Origin of the sequence: Flavobacterium anhuiense (assembly GCF_001705175.1) — a bacterium.
Lineage (GTDB): Bacteria > Bacteroidota > Bacteroidia > Flavobacteriales > Flavobacteriaceae > Flavobacterium > Flavobacterium anhuiense.
Window position 1 is genome coordinate 1,912,594 of the sequence record NZ_CP016907.1, and the last position, 18,416, is coordinate 1,931,009.

Consider the following 18,416-nt stretch of genomic DNA (forward strand, 5'->3'; position numbering starts at 1 on the left):
GTCGTAAAGTGACAAAGTTGCAAAGGTTTTTATTTGTATTCGTGAATTACATCTTCGATCACGTCCTCGATTGTTGGCTGATCTGCGATGATAATATTTTTAGTGATTTTTGATAAAGCTTCTGCAGTCGTATCACCGATGCAGAAACAGATTTGCTTATTTATTGTATTATGTTTCAGATAACTTTTAACTCCAGACGGACTAAAAAACAAAATCGCTTCAGGATTTGCTTTTATTTTCTGAGGTTGAAGCGTTGTTTCGTAAACCTGAATTTCATTGAATTTAATTCCGTTTTCTTTTAAAGCTTCTGGCAAAGTGTCTCTTCTTAAATTGCCACTGAAAAAGGTATAACTCTCATTTCCGTAAATCAAAGTGATAATTTCTGCTAAATCGGAAGCATAACCTGTGTAGGCAATAACATTAAAGCCGTTTTCTTCTAAAAGACTTTTAGTTTTTAGTCCAACGCAATACACATTTTTCTTTTTTAATTCTTCAGATTTTGGATTTGATAAAACGCTGTGAACGGCGTTTTGGCTTGTAAAAATAAGGCTCTCTTTGAGGTCTTTTAATTCGAAAGGTTTGTTTTCGGTTTTGATGAAATCGGCTTCGACTAACTCGACGCCATATTTCATGAGCTCTTGTTTATAAAGAGGAGATAATATTTTAGTAGATAGTATCTGAATTGTATTTGCCATTATTTCTTTAGAGATTCTTTGATTTTCTGCATTAATTCCGTTCCTCCATTATTCAAAATCTCCTGAGCCGAATTGAAACCTAGTTTTTTCCATTCTGAAATATCTACCGTTTTGTCGATTTCAATTTTCTGTTTTCCATCGATAGAAAGTAAAACACCTTGAAAATGTAGTGTATCTTCATCTTCATTATATTTTACTAACGCCCCAATTGGCGCAGTACATCCGCCTTCAAGTGTTCTTAAAAACTGACGTTCGATATGAGTACAGATTTCAGTTTCTATGTCATTTAATTGCGATAGTGCATCCAATGTATAATTGTCATTTTCCATTGCCACAACTAGCATTGCGCCTTGAGCTGGCGCTGGAATCATCCAATCTAGATTGATGTAATTTTCAGGTTTTAAGTTGATGCGCTCCAAACCTGCAGCGGCAAAAACAGCTCCATCCCAATTATTATCTTGTAGTTTTTGCATGCGTGTATTCACGTTCCCGCGTAAATCAACTACTGTATGATTTGGATACTTATTGAACCATTGTGCCTGACGACGTAAACTTCCAGTCGCAATAGTACTTGGATTTGCAAAATCAGGATTTCCTTTATGAACTAAAATATCTAAGACATTGGCTCTTGGCAAAACTGCTCCCTGAACAATTCCTTTAGGCAAAGCCGTCGGGACATCTTTCATAGAATGCACAGCAATGTCAATATCGCCATTGATCATGGCAATGTCTAAGGTTTTTGTGAAAATTCCAGTGATTCCTAATTCGTAAAGTGGCTTATCAAGAATAATATCTCCCTGAGATTTTACCGCAACTATTGAGGTTTTATAACCTAAATCGTTTAGTTTTTTTTCTACAGTGTGCGCTTGCCAAAGTGCTAATTCGCTGTCACGCGTTCCTATTCTGATTGTTTTTTCTGCCATGTTTTGTTTTTTACCATTAAGGGCATTAAGAGAATTAAGTCAATCTTTGTCAAGAAAAATAAGTTTAACTTTCTTAATATCTTAATGGTTTAATTTAATCTATTAATCTTGCAAAATGATCGTTCACAAGAGGTTTCATTGATTTCGTGATATTTGTTGTGTTGAAATTTATTAGTAAACCTTGAGGTCTTTGTAACAATTTCATATATGTTAATAATTGTGCTTCGTGAATCGGTAATAAATTTTCTATTGCTTTTAATTCAACAACGACGCAATCATTTACAATTAAATCTATTCTTAAATCAGATTCAAATTCAAGATCGTAATAATCAATCTTAACAGATAATTGCTGCTTTACATCATATCCGTTTCGTTCTAATTCATATTTGAGGCACTTTTCATAGATGCTTTCTAAAAGTCCAGGTCCCAAAGCTTTATGCACTTTAATGGCAAAACCTGTAATTTCATAAGCCAATTGCGTAACCTCTTTTTTTGTCATAGAACTTTTTTCTTTTTACCATTAAGGACATTAAGAGAATTAAGCTTTTTGTGTTGAATTTTAAGATTATTAAGCTTTGTGTTATAGCATGACTTAATTCTTTTGACAAAGATTGGTCTTAATTTCCTTTATATCTTAATGGTTTAAATTAAAAACTAAGATGCTTTTATTTTGAAGACTTTTTCGATCCATTCGATGCTTTCATCGACCATCGTATCGTCGTCTTTTAAATGATTTGCAAAATGAGTAGTGATTTTCTGGATGATTCTATTACTGATGATTTCGGCTTGTGCTTCATTAAAATCGGCGATTTTTTTGCTTTGAAAATCTAATTCCGAAACTTTAATCGCATTTAATTTTTCTTTTAATGCATTAATTGTTGGAGCAAATTTTCTTCCTTTCATCCAAGTAACAAATTCTTCTTTGATTTCTTCGATGATCGCTTCAGCCGCCGGAATGTGTAATTTTCTGTTTTCTAGAGTTTCATCTGTCAATTGAGACAAATAATCCATATGGATCAAAGTAACGCCTTCTAATTCTTCTACGTTTTCATTCACGTTTTTTGGAATAGACAAATCCAAAATCAATAAAGGTTTTTTAAGATTCAGAATGGCTTTGTCAACCGTTGGATTTTGAGCGCCTGTTGCAACAACGACAACATCGGCTTTTTGAAGTTCTAAATGTAACTCAGAGTAATCTTTAACAATCAAATTTAATTTTCCTGCTAATTTCTCTGCTTTATCTTTCGTTCTGTTAATTAAAGTGATGTGCTCATTTTTAGTATGTTTTACTAAATTCTCGCAAGTATTTCTTCCGATTTTACCAGTTCCAAAAAGTAAAATGTTTTTGTTGCTGATATCTTCAACATTCTTCAAAATATATTGTACAGAGGCAAAAGAAACTGAGGTTGCTCCAGAACTGATTTCTGTTTCTGTTTTGATTCTCTTGCTCGCCTGAATAACTGCATTAACCAGCCTTTCCATAAAAGCATTGGCTAATCCCATAGATTTTGAATGCGTAAAACTGGTTTTTATTTGAGATATAATTTCGAAATCGCCTAAAATCTGGCTGTCTAAACCAGTTCCAACACGAAAGATATGATTAATCGCTTCTTGATTTTTATAAACGAAACCTACTTTTTGAAAAGCATCAACAGAACCATTGCTGTTGTCGCAGATAAGTTTTATTAATTGAAATGGATGTTCAGCAAAACCGTAGATTTCGGTTCTGTTGCAAGTTGAAGTAACTATTAAACTTTCTATTCCTTCGTTTTTAGCTTGTTCCAGCAATCGCGTCTTTGCAACGGCATCCAAACTAAATTGACCTCTGACCTCAGCATCAGCTTTTTTATAACTCAGACCAACTGAGTAAAAATAAAGGTGTTTCGGTACGTTATTGTTTTCCATAAATTCACTTTCATAAAAGTGCAACAAAATTATTACTATACCATCGATAAAAATAACGCTAAAAGTACTTTTTATGTCGCTGTATGTTTTTTTGATTCTAAACTTGTCTTTTTATTTAGAAATCAGCACTTTTATAGCAAAATCAAGTCGTTTGAAATGTTTTGTTTAGAGTCATTCTAAATAAATGTAGGCAAATGGATAAAATTTGCTTGAAAAAAAATATCGCTAAGGGTTCAAAAACTGATGCACGAATTTTTTCAAATTCTTGACGATCTGAATGGCGTTATTTTCGTAGTAAAATAAGATTGAATAAAAAGCGCTATATTAAATTTAACATAGCGCTTTTTGGGAAGGAAATTATTTTTGAACAATTGGAGTTCTTAATGACTCCAAAACAGCTACGATGTCTGTATAAAGTTCTGTATTAGAAGCAACTCCGTTTGCATTTGCCGCAGCACCAACATAGCCTACAAACTTTGTATAATCTGCATTGCTAGATTTAGTTCCCATTCTAGGGTTTCTTGCAGGATCGTGTGCAGCCGACATGCTTAAACCTGAATAAGTATTTACAGTATTTTTTCCTCCTGTATTAAAAGAGAAGAAATCAGTAAGATTATCCGATAACTTAGCAATATTGGTAGCTTGTGTGCTTCCTGTTTCTGCCAGAAGAGGAGCAAAATGAGCCTGTAAATTACCTGAAGCATTAGACTGGATATCTGCTACAATTAATCCTATGGTAGAATTTACAACTTTACGAAAGCTTAAACGCCCCTTTTCGATCATCTGCCCTGAATTATCTGGATCAGAAACCATAACAGAACCTCCTAATCTCTCATAGATAGTTGGTTTTTCTGCGGGAGTTTTATCATCGTCGTTGCTGCAGGAAGTTAATGAGGCCAATGCAATAATTAATGCGCCAAGTGTAATTTTAGAAAAATTTCTCATAATAAATATTTAAAGGTTAATTAAAAAATTGATTAATTTTTTTTGACAATTTGTAGCTGTAGCTATTTTGATCTACGGGACAAACTTCCTTGTTTGCTAAGCCAGCAGGCAAAATGTAACGTTGGGCATCGTAATTTCCTTTGCTCATTAATTCGTCATATACTTTTTTTGAATTAGTAATTTTATTGTTGTGAAAGTATACCACTACATTTCTTTTTACGATAATCGAGTCAGAGGTTAATCCTTTTATGGATCTTAAATCTGCGCAAATCTTTTTCGCGTAGGCAGGATCTATGTTTTCTTTAAAATCAATTCTGCTTACCTGAAGATTTGGACTTTCGTAAACGGCTGGTTTTGCTGTAATAATGTGGAAGATTAAAATGGCAAAAAACAACACGCCTGTTATTGCAACTGCCCAAAGTCCCTTTTTTACTATTTTATTAATTTTCATAAAAACTCTTATTTATTTGTTGATTTAGTTTTTTAAGAATCATTTACGGGAGGTTTTTATAATTGGTTTTATCAAACAGTAACAAATCTTCAATTTAGAACAGTTATAAATACTGTAAGAAATAATTTATGTTTAGTTTTAACAAGAAGTAAGTTGAAAATCAGTAAATTACCATTTTAAAAACCAAATTTCGATGTTGGGAGCCCGTGAAGAAAATTGAACACAAAATGAAGGAAAAGACTTTGAAAGAATAAAGAAATTATAAATTTGGAAGCAAGTAAACGATAAACCCATCAAAAAGATTTAATTTTGGAAACGCAAATTATCGTTTCAGTAAAATCATGAATAAGTAATCAAAATGGAGGAAGAAATAAAAATTGAAGATGACTTTACGCTAATTAGGTTTCAGAACGATAGTTCAGAGCCTTTTTATGCGCAACATGAAATAGGTACGGGACTCATTCAGTTTCACTTCGGAATAAAAGGAAATGCCAAATTCTTATTCAATCAGGGCAATTATGCTTTGGAGCTAAAAGAAGAAAAATCACTTCTTTTGTACAATCCTCAGAAAGAATTACCGCTGAATTTAGAATTGGCTCCAAATTCTTGGGTGATTTCGGTAATTGTTTCCATCAAGAAATTTCATGCCTTATTTTCTGCCGAAGCCGATTATATTACGTTTTTAAGTCCAGATAATAAGGATAAAAAATATTATAACGAAGGAAATATCAGTCCGTCGATGGCGATAGTTTTGAGTCAGCTGTTTCATTACAATCTTCATCCGTCCATAAAAAACCTTTATTATAAAGGAAAAGGATACGAGTTGCTGAGCTTGTATTTCAACAGAACTGAAGATCCAAATGCAGAACAATGTCCGTTTTTGATTGATGAAGAAAACGTTCTGAAAATCCGAAAAGCCAAAGAAATCGTAATTGCTAATATGGCAGAGCCACCAGGGTTACAAGAATTGGCTGACGAAATTGGTCTGAATTTGAAAAAACTAAAAATGGGTTTCAAACAAATTTACGGCGATACGGTTTATGGTTTTCTTTTTGATTACAAAATGGATTTCGCTAGAAAACTTTTAGATAGCGGTTCTTATAACGTAAATGAAGTTGGATTGAAAATTGGTTACAGCACTGGAAGCCACTTTATTGCCGCATTTAAAAAGAAATTCGGAACAACACCAAAAAAATATTTGATGTCGATTAATGCGAATGTTTAAACACGAATTTCACGAATTAGCACAAATTAAAATCTGATATATCTCCCGAATCTGCGAGAGAAATTGATTTTAGATATTCTACAATAATTAAAAAGTAATAAATATCATATTTCGAATAAAGTACAGCGTTTACTTTTGCTGAAATTTTAAAAACAAATAAAAGCTTAAAAGCAAAAAAACATAATGAAAGGCGTATTATTAGTAAACTTAGGATCTCCAGACAGTCCAACTCCAAAAGATGTAAAACCGTACTTAGATGAATTTTTAATGGATAAATATGTGATTGATGTTCCGTATTTATTAAGAGCATTATTAGTTCGCGGGATTATTTTAAGAAAAAGGCCAGAAGAATCGGCGCATGCTTATTCAAAAATCTGGTGGGAAGAAGGATCTCCATTGGTGGTTCTTTCAGAAAGAATGCAGAAAAAAGTACAGCCTTTAGTAAATGTCCCGGTGTCGCTTGCAATGCGTTACGGAAGTATGACAATCGAAAAAGGACTTCAAGAATTGAGTGATAAAGGAGTGACAGATGTACTGCTTTTTCCATTATATCCGCAATATGCAATGGCTTCAACTTTGACTATTTTGGTTAAAGCAGAAGAAATTCGCAAGAAGAAGTTCCCTCACATGAAATTTACTGATGTTCCGGCATTTTATAACAAACAGGATTATATCAAAAACTTAGCAGATTCTATTCAGAAACATTTAGTTGGATTTGAATATGACCATTTATTGTTTTCGTATCATGGAATTCCAGAGCGTCACATCCGCAAAACCGATGTAACAAAATCGCATTGTAAAATTGACGGTTCATGCTGTAACACGCCATCGCCGGCACATGAATTCTGTTATCGTCACCAATGTTATGAAACTACAAGACAAGTCGTTAAGTTATTAGGTCTTCCAGAAGATAAATACAGTTTAACTTTCCAATCTCGTTTAGCTGGCGATAAATGGTTAGAACCTTACACAGATGTTGAAATCGATAACATGCCAGCAAAAGGAATCAAGAAATTAGCAGTTGTAACACCAGCTTTCGTTTCAGATTGTTTAGAAACTTTAGAGGAAATCGCCATGCGTGCCAAAGAAGATTTTGAAGCAAATGGAGGAGAAGAATTCTTAGCAATTCCATGTTTAAATGATGACGAGGAATGGTGCCAGACGGTTGCTAACTGGATTAATGATTGGGCTAAATAAATATTAAATGAATAAATTAAAAAGTATTTTCGTTATATTTTTTGTTTTGATAACGTTTGCAAGTTGTAAAAAAAGCAACTCTGTCGTAGATTTTTACGATAAAACATTCAATTGGCAGATTTCTGTTCCCAATGATTATGAAAAAGTAAATTTAAAGGAGAAAGCAAATATTAAAGGAGATACGGCCTTAGCGAAAAAGAAACATTCAATTGTGGTTTTTAAGAAAGATGAAGCCAATTATTTTTCTGTAAATTATAATGATTTTTTTGGAAATGATGTTCGATCACTTGATCTGAATATGAAATTAAAAGATTTTCTTCTTTTAAAGGATATTGGTAAAATTTATCCAAAAGGCAAAATGGGAGATTACTCAGTAAGTACTGAAAATATTTCAGGCTTACCATTTAGAAAAGCTAAAATAGAGATCACTGAGGAAGGAAAAAAAATAGTAACGCTAGTGATTTTTTCTCGAGGTTTTAATGATAAGATCTTTGTCAATTCGATTGTTTATGAAGATGAAGATGATGGTAAAGAAATGATTGATCTTTTTAAAAAATCTACATTTAAAAAATAAATGGAATACTACAATTACTTAAAATCACTGCATCTTATTTTTGTAATAACCTGGTTTGCGGGTTTGTTTTATATTGTGCGTTTGTTTGTGTACCAAATTGAAGCTAGTGAAAAACCATCTCCTGAAAAAGAGATTCTGCAGGCGCAATACAAAATTATGGCCTATCGTTTGTGGTACATTATTACATGGCCATCGGCAGTTTTGGCAAGTATCTTTGCTTTTTGGATGCTGTTTTTTACAAATGCAGGACACGTTTGGCTTATACAATCTTGGATGCACGTAAAATTATGTTTCGTTTTCCTTTTATATTTATATCACGGAAAATGTCATCAGATTTTTAAACAATTACAAAGAGATGAGGTAAAATATTCCAATAATTTTATGCGTTTGTGGAATGAAGGCGCTACGATTATTCTATTTGCAGTTGTGTTTTTAGTAGTTTTAAAAAGTGCCATCAACTGGATTTTCGGCGTAATCGGAATTATTTTATTCTCGGTTTTAATTATGCTGGGGTTCAGGTTTTATAAAAGAATTAGAGAAAAGAAATAGTTTTCAGTCTCAGTGACAGTTTTCAGTTTTGCTGAGACTGAGACTGAGACTAAGACTGAATACTAAAAAAATGCTAAACTTCAAAATGTCAATGCTTTCGCTTCGTACCAGGATATTCCTGTCGATGATTGTATTGATTGTTGTAGCATCTTTTTTATTGGCTTCGATTTCGATTATTCAATTTAAGACTGAAGCCAAAGAATACCATCAGGAACGTTTAGAACGAAAAGAAAATGCGGTAAAAGAGCACATCAATTATGTGCTTGCAACTACCACTTATCCGCTCAAAACCCAGAATTTAGATTTAATCTTTAAAGATAAAATCCATGAACTGGCTCAGATTCACAAAATTGAAATCAATATTTATAGTCTTGACGGGAAATTACTGAAATCTTCGAAGGAATCTTTCGCTGTTGATAAAGCGCCACCACCAATTCCGGAATATATTTTGAAATTAGTTCGCTCTTCGATTGAAAAGCGTTTTGTAGATATCAAAACGATTGACGGAGTTAAAAACAGATCTTCGTACAGTTTAATTAAAGACGAAAAATTCAAACCGCTCGGAATTTTAAATCTTCCGTATTTGGAAGACGACGGTTATTATGATAACGAATTGAATACTTTCTTGATTCGTTTGAGTCAGGTGTATTCTTTTATGCTGATTGTGGCTTTTGCTTTAGCTTATTTTCTTTCAACGTATATCACAAAATCATTAAAAACGATTTCTGATCGTTTGGAAGAAACCAATCTAGATCAGAAAAACGAAAAAATTGTTCTGGAAGCCAACAGTAAAGAAGTTAATTTCTTGATCAAAGCTTATAACGGAATGGTGGATAAACTAGAGAAAAGTGCCATCAAACTGGCGCAAAGCGAACGTGAAGAAGCTTGGCGCGAAATGGCAAAACAAGTGGCACACGAAATCAAAAATCCGCTTACGCCGATGCGTTTGACCGTTCAGAGTTTCCAGCGAAAATTTGATCCTTCCGCGCCTGATGTAAAACAAAAAATGAATGATTACTCCGAAACTTTAATTCAGCAAATAGATACTATGACAGCTGTGGCTTCGGCATTTTCTAACTTTGCTTCGATGCCTGCTCAGCAAAATGAAACTTTGAATGTGGTTGAGGTTGTCGAATTGGCTTTAGATATTTTCAACGAAGATTATATTTCTTTTGAAAAAGAAGAAGAAGAAATCATTTCTAAAATGGATCGTACACAGTTGATTCGTGTCATTACCAATTTGGTTAAAAATGCAACACAGGCCATTTCAGAAAGTCAGTTTCAGAAATCAATAGTCGTATCTGTAAAGAGAAGAGAGAACAATGTTGAAATCGCAGTAAAAGACAACGGAATTGGAATCCAAAAACAAGATATAGGAAGAATTTTCGAACCTAAATTCACAACCAAAACCAGTGGTATGGGACTGGGACTCGGAATTATCAAAAACATTATCGAAAATTACAAAGGAACAATTACCTTTGAATCAACTTACGGAAAAGGAACTACGTTTACAGTTTCTCTACCTATCACCAACTCATAAAATATAGCGTCATGAATTACGAAAATATCTTAATTTCAATCCAAGAAAAAGTTGCTACAATTACAATTAACAGACCTACAAAATTGAATGCCTTAAATAAAGCAACAATTAGTGATCTGAGTAATGCTATCCAGTTATTAGCTAAAAATGAAGATGTTCGTGTTGTTGTTTTAACCGGAAGCGGAGAAAAAGCTTTTGTAGCTGGAGCAGATATTTCGGAATTCGCCAATTATACTGTCGTTGAAGGCGCACAATTAGCAGCTGAAGGTCAGGAATCTTTATTTGACTTTATTGAAAATCTTAAAAAACCAGTAATTGCTGCCGTGAATGGTTTTGCTCTTGGCGGCGGACTAGAATTGGCAATGGCTTGTCATTTTAGAATTGCTTCTGATAATGCAAAAATGGGACTTCCAGAAGTTACTTTAGGATTGATTCCAGGTTACGGAGGAACGCAACGTTTACCACAATTAATTGGAAAAGGCCGTGCAATGGAATTGATTATGACTGCCGCAATGATTACTGCTGAACAAGCAAAAGATTATGGTTTAGTAAATCACGTTGTGCCTCAAGAAGAGCTTTTGTCATTTACGAATGTAATTGCTCAGAAGATCATTAAAAATGCTCCATTTGCTATTGGAAAAGCGATAAAAGCGATCAATGCTAATTTTAAAGATGGCAAAAATGGTTTTGATACTGAAATAAAATCATTTGGAGAATGTTTCGGAACTCAAGATTTCAAAGAAGGAACAACAGCATTCTTAGAAAAACGTAAAGCTGAATTTACAGGAAAATAGTTTTTTCTTAACCGCAAAGTTCGCAAGGGATTACGCAAAGCACACAAAGAAAATAAAAAAACTTAGCGAACATTGCGTAAATCTTCGCGACCTTTGCGGTTAAAAGACAAAGATTGTAAAAACTTAGTCCCGATAGCTATCGGGATAGCATCTCAGAACCTTAGAAACTTAAAAAAAAAATGTACGAACCAATATTTGCCCTTTTTTGTGAACGAGTTAAGGAAAGCATCCAAAGCGGAACTTTCGCTAAATTGACTTTAGCCAAAACCATGGGCGATACAGAACTTAAAAACGTCTATTTCAGATTGGTTCTCAACGAAGATAATACATTCTCAATTTCGTTGACTTTTCGATACAAAACAGAAGAAATCGAGAGTATTCATTCTTTAGATGAAGCTTTGTTAATTTTAGGTTCACACATCAAAAATCCTTTTCTCACAGCACTTTTGTTTACAACAAATGATGATGTTACTTTCAAAGTAAATAAAAAGAACGCAGGAAGTATTATCGAGCAAGCGCCGACTTTTAAAAATGCTTCGCCAGTTATGTTGGAAATGATTGAAAAGGGAATTGTTTAAATAATTTAAATTAAAGAAGTAATTGTCGGGCTTCGACTTCGCTCAGCCTGACAAACAAATAAATCTTAGCGTGTCTCTGCGGTAAATCTCGTGAATCTCTGCGGAACAGTACTTTAAACCAGCTTTACAAACAAATTAGAAGCAATTTTGTTTGAAATAGACAATTCTCTATCATTCACTTTAATTTTAACTGACAAATCGAAAGATTCTTTAGAAAGGAATTCAATTTTAGAACCCAAAGCAATTCCTTGTTTGTCTAGATATTTCAAAAACTCCGATGAAGTGTCTTTTACGCCAACACAAACCCCAATTTGATTTTCTTCTAGTTCAGATAAAAGCTGTTTTTCGATTTTAATAATTCGTCCGTTTGCATCGGGAATCGGGTCACCATGAGGATCTTCCGTAGGATTTCCAAGAAAATCATCCAAACGATTAATCAATTGCTCCGATTTAATATGTTCTAATTGTTCTGCAATATCGTGTACTTCATCCCAGCTGAAATTCAATTTTTCAACCAAGAATACTTCCCATAAACGATGTTTTCTCACAATCATTTTGGCAGCCAGTTTTCCATTTTCAGTCAAAGAAACTCCTTGATATTTTTTATAATTCACCAAATCTTTCTCTGCCAGTTTTTTAAGCATATCGGTTACAGAGGAAGCTTTCGTTTCCATAATTTCTGCAATTGCATTCGTGCTGACTTCTGTTTCTAATGCAGCAGTCAGATGATAGATTGATTTAAGGTAGTTTTCTTCTGAAAAAGTCATTTTTTTAAAGATTCTAAGGTTCTGAGATGCTAAGATGCTAAGTTTCTGTTGAAGCTTTTATAAAAAACTTAGAATCTTAGAGCCTTAGTATCTTAGCAACTCTATTTAACAATCAACAAAGGTATCGAAATTTTATGTCTCAATTTATCTACTGTTGTACCGAAAAGTATATCTTTTAGTCCAGTGTGACCGTGGGTTCCCATAACGAGAATGTCGAATTGTCCATCGTTTATGATTTTCGGAATTATTTTGTCTGGTTTTCCAAAACCAAGTTCTGTTTTGATCTTGAATCCTTTTTCTGAAAGCATGTCTTTGTATTTCAGCAATAATTTCTCATCGATCGTAGTTTCGTAATCATGTATATGCACTCCATACATTAACGCACCGACCGTTTCTACGATGTGAATGAGGGTATATTCCGTGTCAATGCCACCCAATTCGAAAGCTTTATTCAGCGCCGCTTCGTCGGCACTTGAAAAATCTACAGAGACAGCAATGTTTTTTATGCTCTTGCTTTCTCTTGGCGAAAACTTCAGTTTTAGGTTATGAGGCGAATGATTTATAGCTTTTGATTTGAATTTGGCAATAAATGGTTTGAAAACGATGTATAACAATAAAGCTAAGAATCCGAAAGCTAGCGGCACAACCGTAAACCAAAGCACCATCGGATGATTTGAGCTGGCTAGCCAAGAAGTGATTTCGTCATAAACCAATTTGGCATTTAGAGAAACAATTATGGAGGCAATAATCCAAGAAACGACCTGAGTGGTTCTAGAAATATGAAAACCTTTCATTTTAGATTTGTCACTCACAAAGTGAATCAACGGAATAATAGCAAACCCTAATTGTAAACTCAAAATAACCTGACTTAGAATTAGCAATTTCCCCGTTACGCTTTCGCCATAAATTAAAATTACGATTACAGCGGGAATAATGGCAATCAAACGGGTTATAATTCTACGAACCCAAGGCTGAATTCTGAAATGAAGATAACCTTCCATTACAATCTGCCCGGCAAGTGTTCCCGTTACCGTTGAACTTTGGCCCGCAGCGATTAAGGCGACAGCAAATAAGATCGGTGCCCATTTCGTTCCTAAAAGCGGTTCTAGAAATTGGTGCGCATCTTGAATTTCAGCAACTTCAAACATCCCATTTTTATGAAAAGTAGCGGCGGCAAGAATTAAAATGGCGGCATTTACGAAGAAAGCTAGATTTAAAGCAATTGTCGAATCGATTAAATTGTATTTTAAAGCTTGTTTGATTCCAGCAGGCGTTCTATCAAATTTTCTGGTCTGTACTAAAGACGAATGCAAATACAAATTGTGAGGCATTACAGTTGCTCCGATAATTCCGATTGCGATGTATAAAGCTGCAGAGTTTGGAATCGAAGGAATAAGCCCAGCTAAAACTTTGTGCACTTCAGGTTCTGCAAAAATCATTTCGAAAATAAAAGAGAACCCAATTATCGCCACTAAAGCAATAATGAAGGCTTCCATCTTACGAATTCCTTTATTGATCAGGAAAAGCAGTAAAAAGGTATCTAAAACGGTAATTAGAACAGCTTCGAGTAACGGAATTCCGAAAAGCAGATTAATTCCGATTGCCATTCCGAGAACTTCTGCCAAATCGCAGGCTGCAATGGCAATTTCGGCTAAGAAATATAAAATGTAGTTGATGTATTTGGAATAGGTTTCTCGAGAGGCCTGCGCAAGATCGCGCTGTGTTACGATTCCGAGGCGCGCGCTTAAACTTTGCAAAAGCAAAGCCATTAAGTTGCTCATCAATAAAACCCAGACTAAAGTGTATCCGAATTGACTTCCGCCGGCAATATCGGTTGCCCAGTTTCCTGGATCCATGTAGCCAACGCTTACCAAATAAGCTGGGCCTAGAAAGGCTAAAATTTTTCTAAAACCCTTTTTTTTATTTTGTGTAGAAACTGATTCGTGGACTTCTTCTAAAGATTTGGTCATTGTAAAAGTATTGTTTTCACAAATATAGAGAAAAATTATATTCGCGAAACAATATTTTTAGACGAGTCTAAAACTTAAATGTTAGAATTTAAACAATTCGGGCATAATCCTGACAATGTAAAGTTGATTTCGTTGACTTTGTAATTGTGCGGCATAATGTAACTCGGTTTTACATTTTCAAGACAAGTGATCTCATGACAATTCTCACAGCTAAAATGCGCATGATTATGAATGTGTACGCGCTGATGCGAATGATTGCATTTGGCATACTTTACTGTTCCATCTAGATTTGAAATTTTATGAATAACATCTTCATTAATCAAACGATCCAAAATTCTGTAAATGGTAACGCGATCGCACAAATCATTTAATTGTTTGTGAATTTCGGTGTGTGAAAGAGCCGTTTTAGATTTCTCAAACACCTCTAAAACAGCCGTTTTTGCTGCGGTATTACGTGTGGTTTTCATTTTTTATGAAGTTAAAAATTAAACGCAACAATGTTGCAATTAATAAAATTGTATATATTTGCAACAAAATTGCATTAAGCAAATGTACACGAAATGAAGAAAATAAGCACATCCTTTTACGATATTTTAGGAATTTCTAGCGCAACCATCTGTCTGGTTCATTGTTTGATTTTTCCTCTTTTAACGATTCTGCCTTTAGGGCTGAGTCACAATCCTTTTATAGATTTACTATTTGCCTCGATTGGTTTATTTGCAATTCTCAAAATTATAAAAAAATCATCTCTTTTGGTATCGTCTATTTTAGTTGTTTCAATGGCGCTGATTTGGATTAGTGTTTTGACAGAACTTTTGTTAGACATCCATCTCGACTTGATTTATTTCGGAGGAATCGGAATGATCATCGGGCACTTAATCAACTACAAATTACATAGAAATCAAAATCATTAAAAATAGAAATATGGAACAGAAGCATTTTGAAGTGATTATCATTGGAGGCAGCTACAGCGGATTGTCTGCAGCAATGAGCTTAGGACGTTCTTTACGTCAGGTTTTAGTCATTGACAGCGGTCTGCCTTGTAACAGGCAAACACCGCACTCGCATAATTTTATTACACAAGATGGCGAAAAGCCAGCGGTTATTTCGGTGAAAGCCAAATTGCAAGTAGACATTTATAAAACAGTTCAATTTTATAACGGACTTGCGGTAAAAGCACTTAAAACAGAAAGTGGTTTCGAAATTGAAACGGAATCAGGAGTTGTTTTTACTTCAAGGAAAGTTTTGTTTGCCACTGGAGTTAAAGATTTGCTGCCAGAAATTGAATGTTTTGCCGCCTGTTGGGGAATTTCGGTTTTGCATTGTCCATATTGTCATGGCTATGAAGTTAAAAATGAAAAAACGGCCATTATAGCCAATGGTGAAATGGGCTATGAATATGCAAAACTGATTTCCAATTGGACAAAGGACTTGAGATTATGCACCAACGGAAAATCGGAATTAACTTTAGAACAAACACAAACGCTTAAAAATCATGGTGTTTTAATTCTAGAAGAAGAAATAGATTCTTTTGATCATAAGGATGGATATATTAAAAATATCATTTTTAAGAACGGAGAAAAAGTTGAGGTAAAAGCAATTTACGCAAGACCACCTTTTGAACAACATTGTTCAATTCCTGAAACTTTGGAATGTGATAGTAACGAACAAGGATTGCTGAAAGTAGATGCGATGCAGAAAACAAATATTCCAGGCGTTTTTGCAAGTGGAGATTGCACAACTCCAATGCGATCTGTGGCGATTGCTGTTTCGACCGGTTCTTTCGCTGGAGCGGTCATTAACAAAGAACTTATCGACGAGGATTTTTAATGCATTTGTAAAATTCTCTCGCAAAGTCGCAAAACCGCCAAGTTAAAAAAAAAGATTTGCGACTTAGCGTCTTTGCGAGATTAAACAAAAATGCTTACGATTCTTAAAAATAGAAATGTAACATATTGAATTCAATCAGTTTGAAAAATTTTGTTTTAGAATAATTATTTGTCAAATTTAATTTTTAGTTTTGTCTAAATTTAATTTTAAAAGAATGAAATATTTATTTTTGACAATATTAATACTTTCAGCTATAAGCCTATACTCGCAAAATATCTCAGGAAAAGTGGAATCATCAATTCCTGTAGGTCAGGAAATTAATGTTAGTTTATTAAATACAAACTTTAAAACCCAAACCGATTCTCTAGGATTTTATAAACTAGAAAATATTCCGAAAGGGAACTATAAAATAAATGTAACCTCGACGGGATTCAAACCAGTAACTCAAAGAATTTCTGTTTTAGAAAATGAAAATTTGAATCTTGATTTTGAATTAGAAGAAGATCAGAATGAATTGAACGAAGTGGTAGTTTCTGGAACCTTAAAACCTGTAAAACGATTAGAAAGCGCCGTTCCGGTTGAGGTTTATTCGCCAGTTTTCTTCAAGAAAAATCCAACGCCAAGTATTTATGATGCACTTCAGAATATAAATGGAGTTCGTCCGCAGCTCAATTGTGGTGTTTGTAATACGGGAGATATTCACATAAATGGTCTCGAAGGGCCGTATACTTTAGTAATGATTGACGGAATGCCGATTGTGAGCAGTCTTTCTACTGTTTATGGCTTGTCTGGAATTCCGAATTCTCTGGTAGAACGAATCGAAATTGTAAAAGGTCCGGCTTCGTCTCTTTACGGAAGTGAAGCGGTTGGAGGTTTAATCAATATCATTACTAAAAACCCGACTAACGCTCCCGTCTTTTCTGCCGATTATTTTACGACTTCTTATTTTGAAAGCAATCTTGATTTAGGAATGAAGTTTAATGCCGGAAAAAAAGCAATTTCGCTTATTGGTGTTAATTATTTCAATTACGATCAAGTTATTGATAAGGATCACGACAATTTTACTGATGTTACGCTTTCTGAACGAATTTCTGTTTTTAATAAATGGAGTTTTCGACGAAACCATAATCGCCTTTTTACGATCGCTGCACGCGGAATGTATGAAGATCGTTGGGGTGGAGATATTCGTTGGGAGAAAAAATATCGTGGCGGAGATGAAATTTATGGTGAAAGCATTTATACCAAAAGAGCTGAGTTGATTGGAAGTTATCAATTGCCTTTTGAAGAAAAACTAATGCTTTCTTTTTCTGGAAATGTGCATTATCAAGATAGCCGTTATGGTACGACATCTTATATTGCCAATCAGAAAATTGGATTTTTACAGCTGACTTGGGATAAAAAAATTGGACGTAACGATTTGCTGGCGGGAATTGCAAGCCGATACACATACTATGACGATAATACGCCTGCAACAAAAGAGGCTGAAAACACTTGGCTTCCTGGGATTTTTGTTCAAGACGAAATTACATTTTCTCCAAAAAGCCAAGTTTTGCTAGGAATGCGCTATGATTACAATTCTATTCATGGATCTATTTTCACACCGCGATTTGCGTACAGATTTAAAGCAAACGAAAACACCATTTTTAGATTAAATGCAGGAACTGGGTTTCGTGTTGTGAATTTGTTTACCGAAGATCACGCGGCGTTAACAGGTTCAAGAGATGTTATTATTAAAAACGATTTGAAACCAGAACAATCTGTAAATGTGAATTTGAATTATATTCAGAAAATTAATTTCGGAAACGGGACCTTTATGGGAATCGAAACCACAGCTTTCTATACAAGATTCAGCAATAAGATCATTTCAGATTATGAGACCAACCCAAACGAAATTATCTACGACAATATTGATGGTTACGCTTTGAGTCAAGGAATCAGCACGAATATCGATCTTAATTTTCCGTCGGGATTAAAATTTATTGTCGGAGCAACGGTTTTGGATAATAAAAATGTCGAAAATGGAATTTCTGAAAGACCTTATCTAACTGAGAATTTCACTGGAACATGGAGCATTTCGTATAAAATTCAGCCTTGGAATTTATCAATGGATTATACAGGAAATGTTTACAGCCCGATGAAATTGCCTCTGCTTAGCGAGACCGATCCGAGAAGTCCTAATTCTCCTTGGTATAGCATTCAGAATATTCAGTTTACGTATTCGGGATGGAAAGATTTTGAAGTTTATGGCGGAATCAAAAATCTGCTGAACTTTACTCCGAAGCAAAATAATCCGTTTTTGATTTCGAGAACTAATGATCCTTTTGATAAAAATGTGCAATATGATTCTAATGGAAAAGTTCTAGTTACGCCTGATAATCCGTACGGTTTGACATTTGACACGACTTATGTTTATGGACAAAACCAAACTATTCGAGGATTTTTGGGATTGCGATATACTTTTAGGTAATTTTAA

The 18,416-nt window shown here is 34.3% G+C and carries 19 protein-coding genes; 10 read left to right on the forward strand and 9 right to left on the reverse strand.

What is annotated here, in order from left to right:
• Nucleotides 1–29: 29 nt before the first annotated feature.
• From BB050_RS08145 to BB050_RS08170, 6 genes are all read right to left on the reverse strand, one after another.
• Nucleotides 30–695: a uroporphyrinogen-III synthase gene (locus BB050_RS08145; RefSeq protein ID WP_066033235.1), complete on the reverse strand. Its 666-nt coding sequence runs from the start codon at nt 693–695 to the stop codon at nt 30–32.
• Complete coding sequence (hemC, locus tag BB050_RS08150; protein WP_008465668.1) at nt 695–1,618, reverse strand: hydroxymethylbilane synthase; 924 nt, start codon at nt 1,616–1,618, stop codon at nt 695–697. Before hemC ends, BB050_RS08145 begins: the two co-directional genes overlap by 1 nt.
• Before the next feature lie 94 nt (nt 1,619–1,712).
• Complete coding sequence (locus tag BB050_RS08155) at nt 1,713–2,117, reverse strand: GxxExxY protein (protein WP_066033236.1); 405 nt, start codon at nt 2,115–2,117, stop codon at nt 1,713–1,715.
• 155 nt (nt 2,118–2,272) lie between these two features.
• Nucleotides 2,273–3,523, reverse strand: a complete 1,251-nt coding sequence (gene hemA, locus BB050_RS08160) for a glutamyl-tRNA reductase (RefSeq protein ID WP_008465667.1) — start codon at nt 3,521–3,523, stop codon at nt 2,273–2,275.
• A 357-nt stretch (nt 3,524–3,880) separates the two neighbouring features.
• Nucleotides 3,881–4,468, reverse strand: a complete 588-nt coding sequence (locus BB050_RS08165; RefSeq protein ID WP_066033237.1) for a globin family protein — start codon at nt 4,466–4,468, stop codon at nt 3,881–3,883.
• 16 nt (nt 4,469–4,484) lie between these two features.
• Entirely contained in the window at nt 4,485–4,919 is a 435-nt protein-coding gene (locus BB050_RS08170) for a hypothetical protein (RefSeq protein WP_066033238.1), read from the reverse strand.
• A 358-nt stretch (nt 4,920–5,277) separates the two neighbouring features.
• Between BB050_RS08170 and BB050_RS08175 the strand changes: the two genes are divergently transcribed.
• The 7 genes from BB050_RS08175 (at nt 5,278) to BB050_RS08205 (ending at nt 11,376) form a co-directional block, all read left to right on the forward strand.
• Nucleotides 5,278–6,144 (forward strand): AraC family transcriptional regulator, encoded by an 867-nt coding sequence (locus BB050_RS08175; protein ID WP_008465659.1) that lies wholly within the window; start codon nt 5,278–5,280, stop codon nt 6,142–6,144.
• 183 nt (nt 6,145–6,327) lie between these two features.
• Nucleotides 6,328–7,341 (forward strand): ferrochelatase, encoded by a 1,014-nt coding sequence (hemH, locus tag BB050_RS08180; protein WP_066033239.1) that lies wholly within the window; start codon nt 6,328–6,330, stop codon nt 7,339–7,341.
• A gap of 7 nt (nt 7,342–7,348) precedes the next feature.
• A complete protein-coding gene (locus BB050_RS08185; protein ID WP_066033240.1) occupies nt 7,349–7,915 on the forward strand; it encodes a hypothetical protein in 567 nt (188 codons plus the stop codon).
• On the forward strand, nt 7,916–8,464 hold the full coding sequence (locus BB050_RS08190) for a CopD family protein (protein WP_008465657.1): 549 nt from the start codon (nt 7,916–7,918) through the stop codon (nt 8,462–8,464).
• Between the two features lie 124 nt (nt 8,465–8,588).
• Nucleotides 8,589–10,004, forward strand: a complete 1,416-nt coding sequence (locus tag BB050_RS08195) for a sensor histidine kinase (protein ID WP_066033241.1) — start codon at nt 8,589–8,591, stop codon at nt 10,002–10,004.
• A gap of 11 nt (nt 10,005–10,015) precedes the next feature.
• Nucleotides 10,016–10,798 (forward strand): enoyl-CoA hydratase/isomerase family protein, encoded by a 783-nt coding sequence (locus tag BB050_RS08200; protein WP_066033242.1) that lies wholly within the window; start codon nt 10,016–10,018, stop codon nt 10,796–10,798.
• A gap of 179 nt (nt 10,799–10,977) precedes the next feature.
• Nucleotides 10,978–11,376, forward strand: a complete 399-nt coding sequence (locus BB050_RS08205) for a hypothetical protein (RefSeq protein ID WP_066033243.1) — start codon at nt 10,978–10,980, stop codon at nt 11,374–11,376.
• 113 nt (nt 11,377–11,489) lie between these two features.
• Here the strand turns inward: BB050_RS08205 and BB050_RS08210 are convergent, their stop codons facing one another.
• The 3 genes from BB050_RS08210 to BB050_RS08220 form a co-directional block, all read right to left on the reverse strand.
• Nucleotides 11,490–12,143, reverse strand: a complete 654-nt coding sequence (locus BB050_RS08210) for a metal-dependent transcriptional regulator (protein WP_008465651.1) — start codon at nt 12,141–12,143, stop codon at nt 11,490–11,492.
• Between the two features lie 101 nt (nt 12,144–12,244).
• A complete protein-coding gene (locus tag BB050_RS08215) occupies nt 12,245–14,113 on the reverse strand; it encodes an Nramp family divalent metal transporter (protein WP_066033244.1) in 1,869 nt (622 codons plus the stop codon).
• Between the two features lie 74 nt (nt 14,114–14,187).
• Complete coding sequence (locus BB050_RS08220) at nt 14,188–14,580, reverse strand: Fur family transcriptional regulator (protein WP_008465649.1); 393 nt, start codon at nt 14,578–14,580, stop codon at nt 14,188–14,190.
• A gap of 93 nt (nt 14,581–14,673) precedes the next feature.
• Between BB050_RS08220 and BB050_RS08225 the strand changes: the two genes are divergently transcribed.
• The 3 genes from BB050_RS08225 to BB050_RS08235 all read left to right on the forward strand — a co-directional run bounded on the left by BB050_RS08225 (nt 14,674) and on the right by BB050_RS08235 (nt 18,410).
• Nucleotides 14,674–15,027, forward strand: coding sequence for a MerC domain-containing protein (locus BB050_RS08225; protein WP_008465648.1), 354 nt, complete (start codon nt 14,674–14,676; stop codon nt 15,025–15,027).
• A 10-nt stretch (nt 15,028–15,037) separates the two neighbouring features.
• Nucleotides 15,038–15,943 (forward strand): NAD(P)/FAD-dependent oxidoreductase, encoded by a 906-nt coding sequence (locus BB050_RS08230; protein WP_066033245.1) that lies wholly within the window; start codon nt 15,038–15,040, stop codon nt 15,941–15,943.
• A gap of 214 nt (nt 15,944–16,157) precedes the next feature.
• On the forward strand, nt 16,158–18,410 hold the full coding sequence (locus BB050_RS08235) for a TonB-dependent receptor (protein WP_066033246.1): 2,253 nt from the start codon (nt 16,158–16,160) through the stop codon (nt 18,408–18,410).
• Nucleotides 18,411–18,416 lie beyond the last annotated feature (6 nt).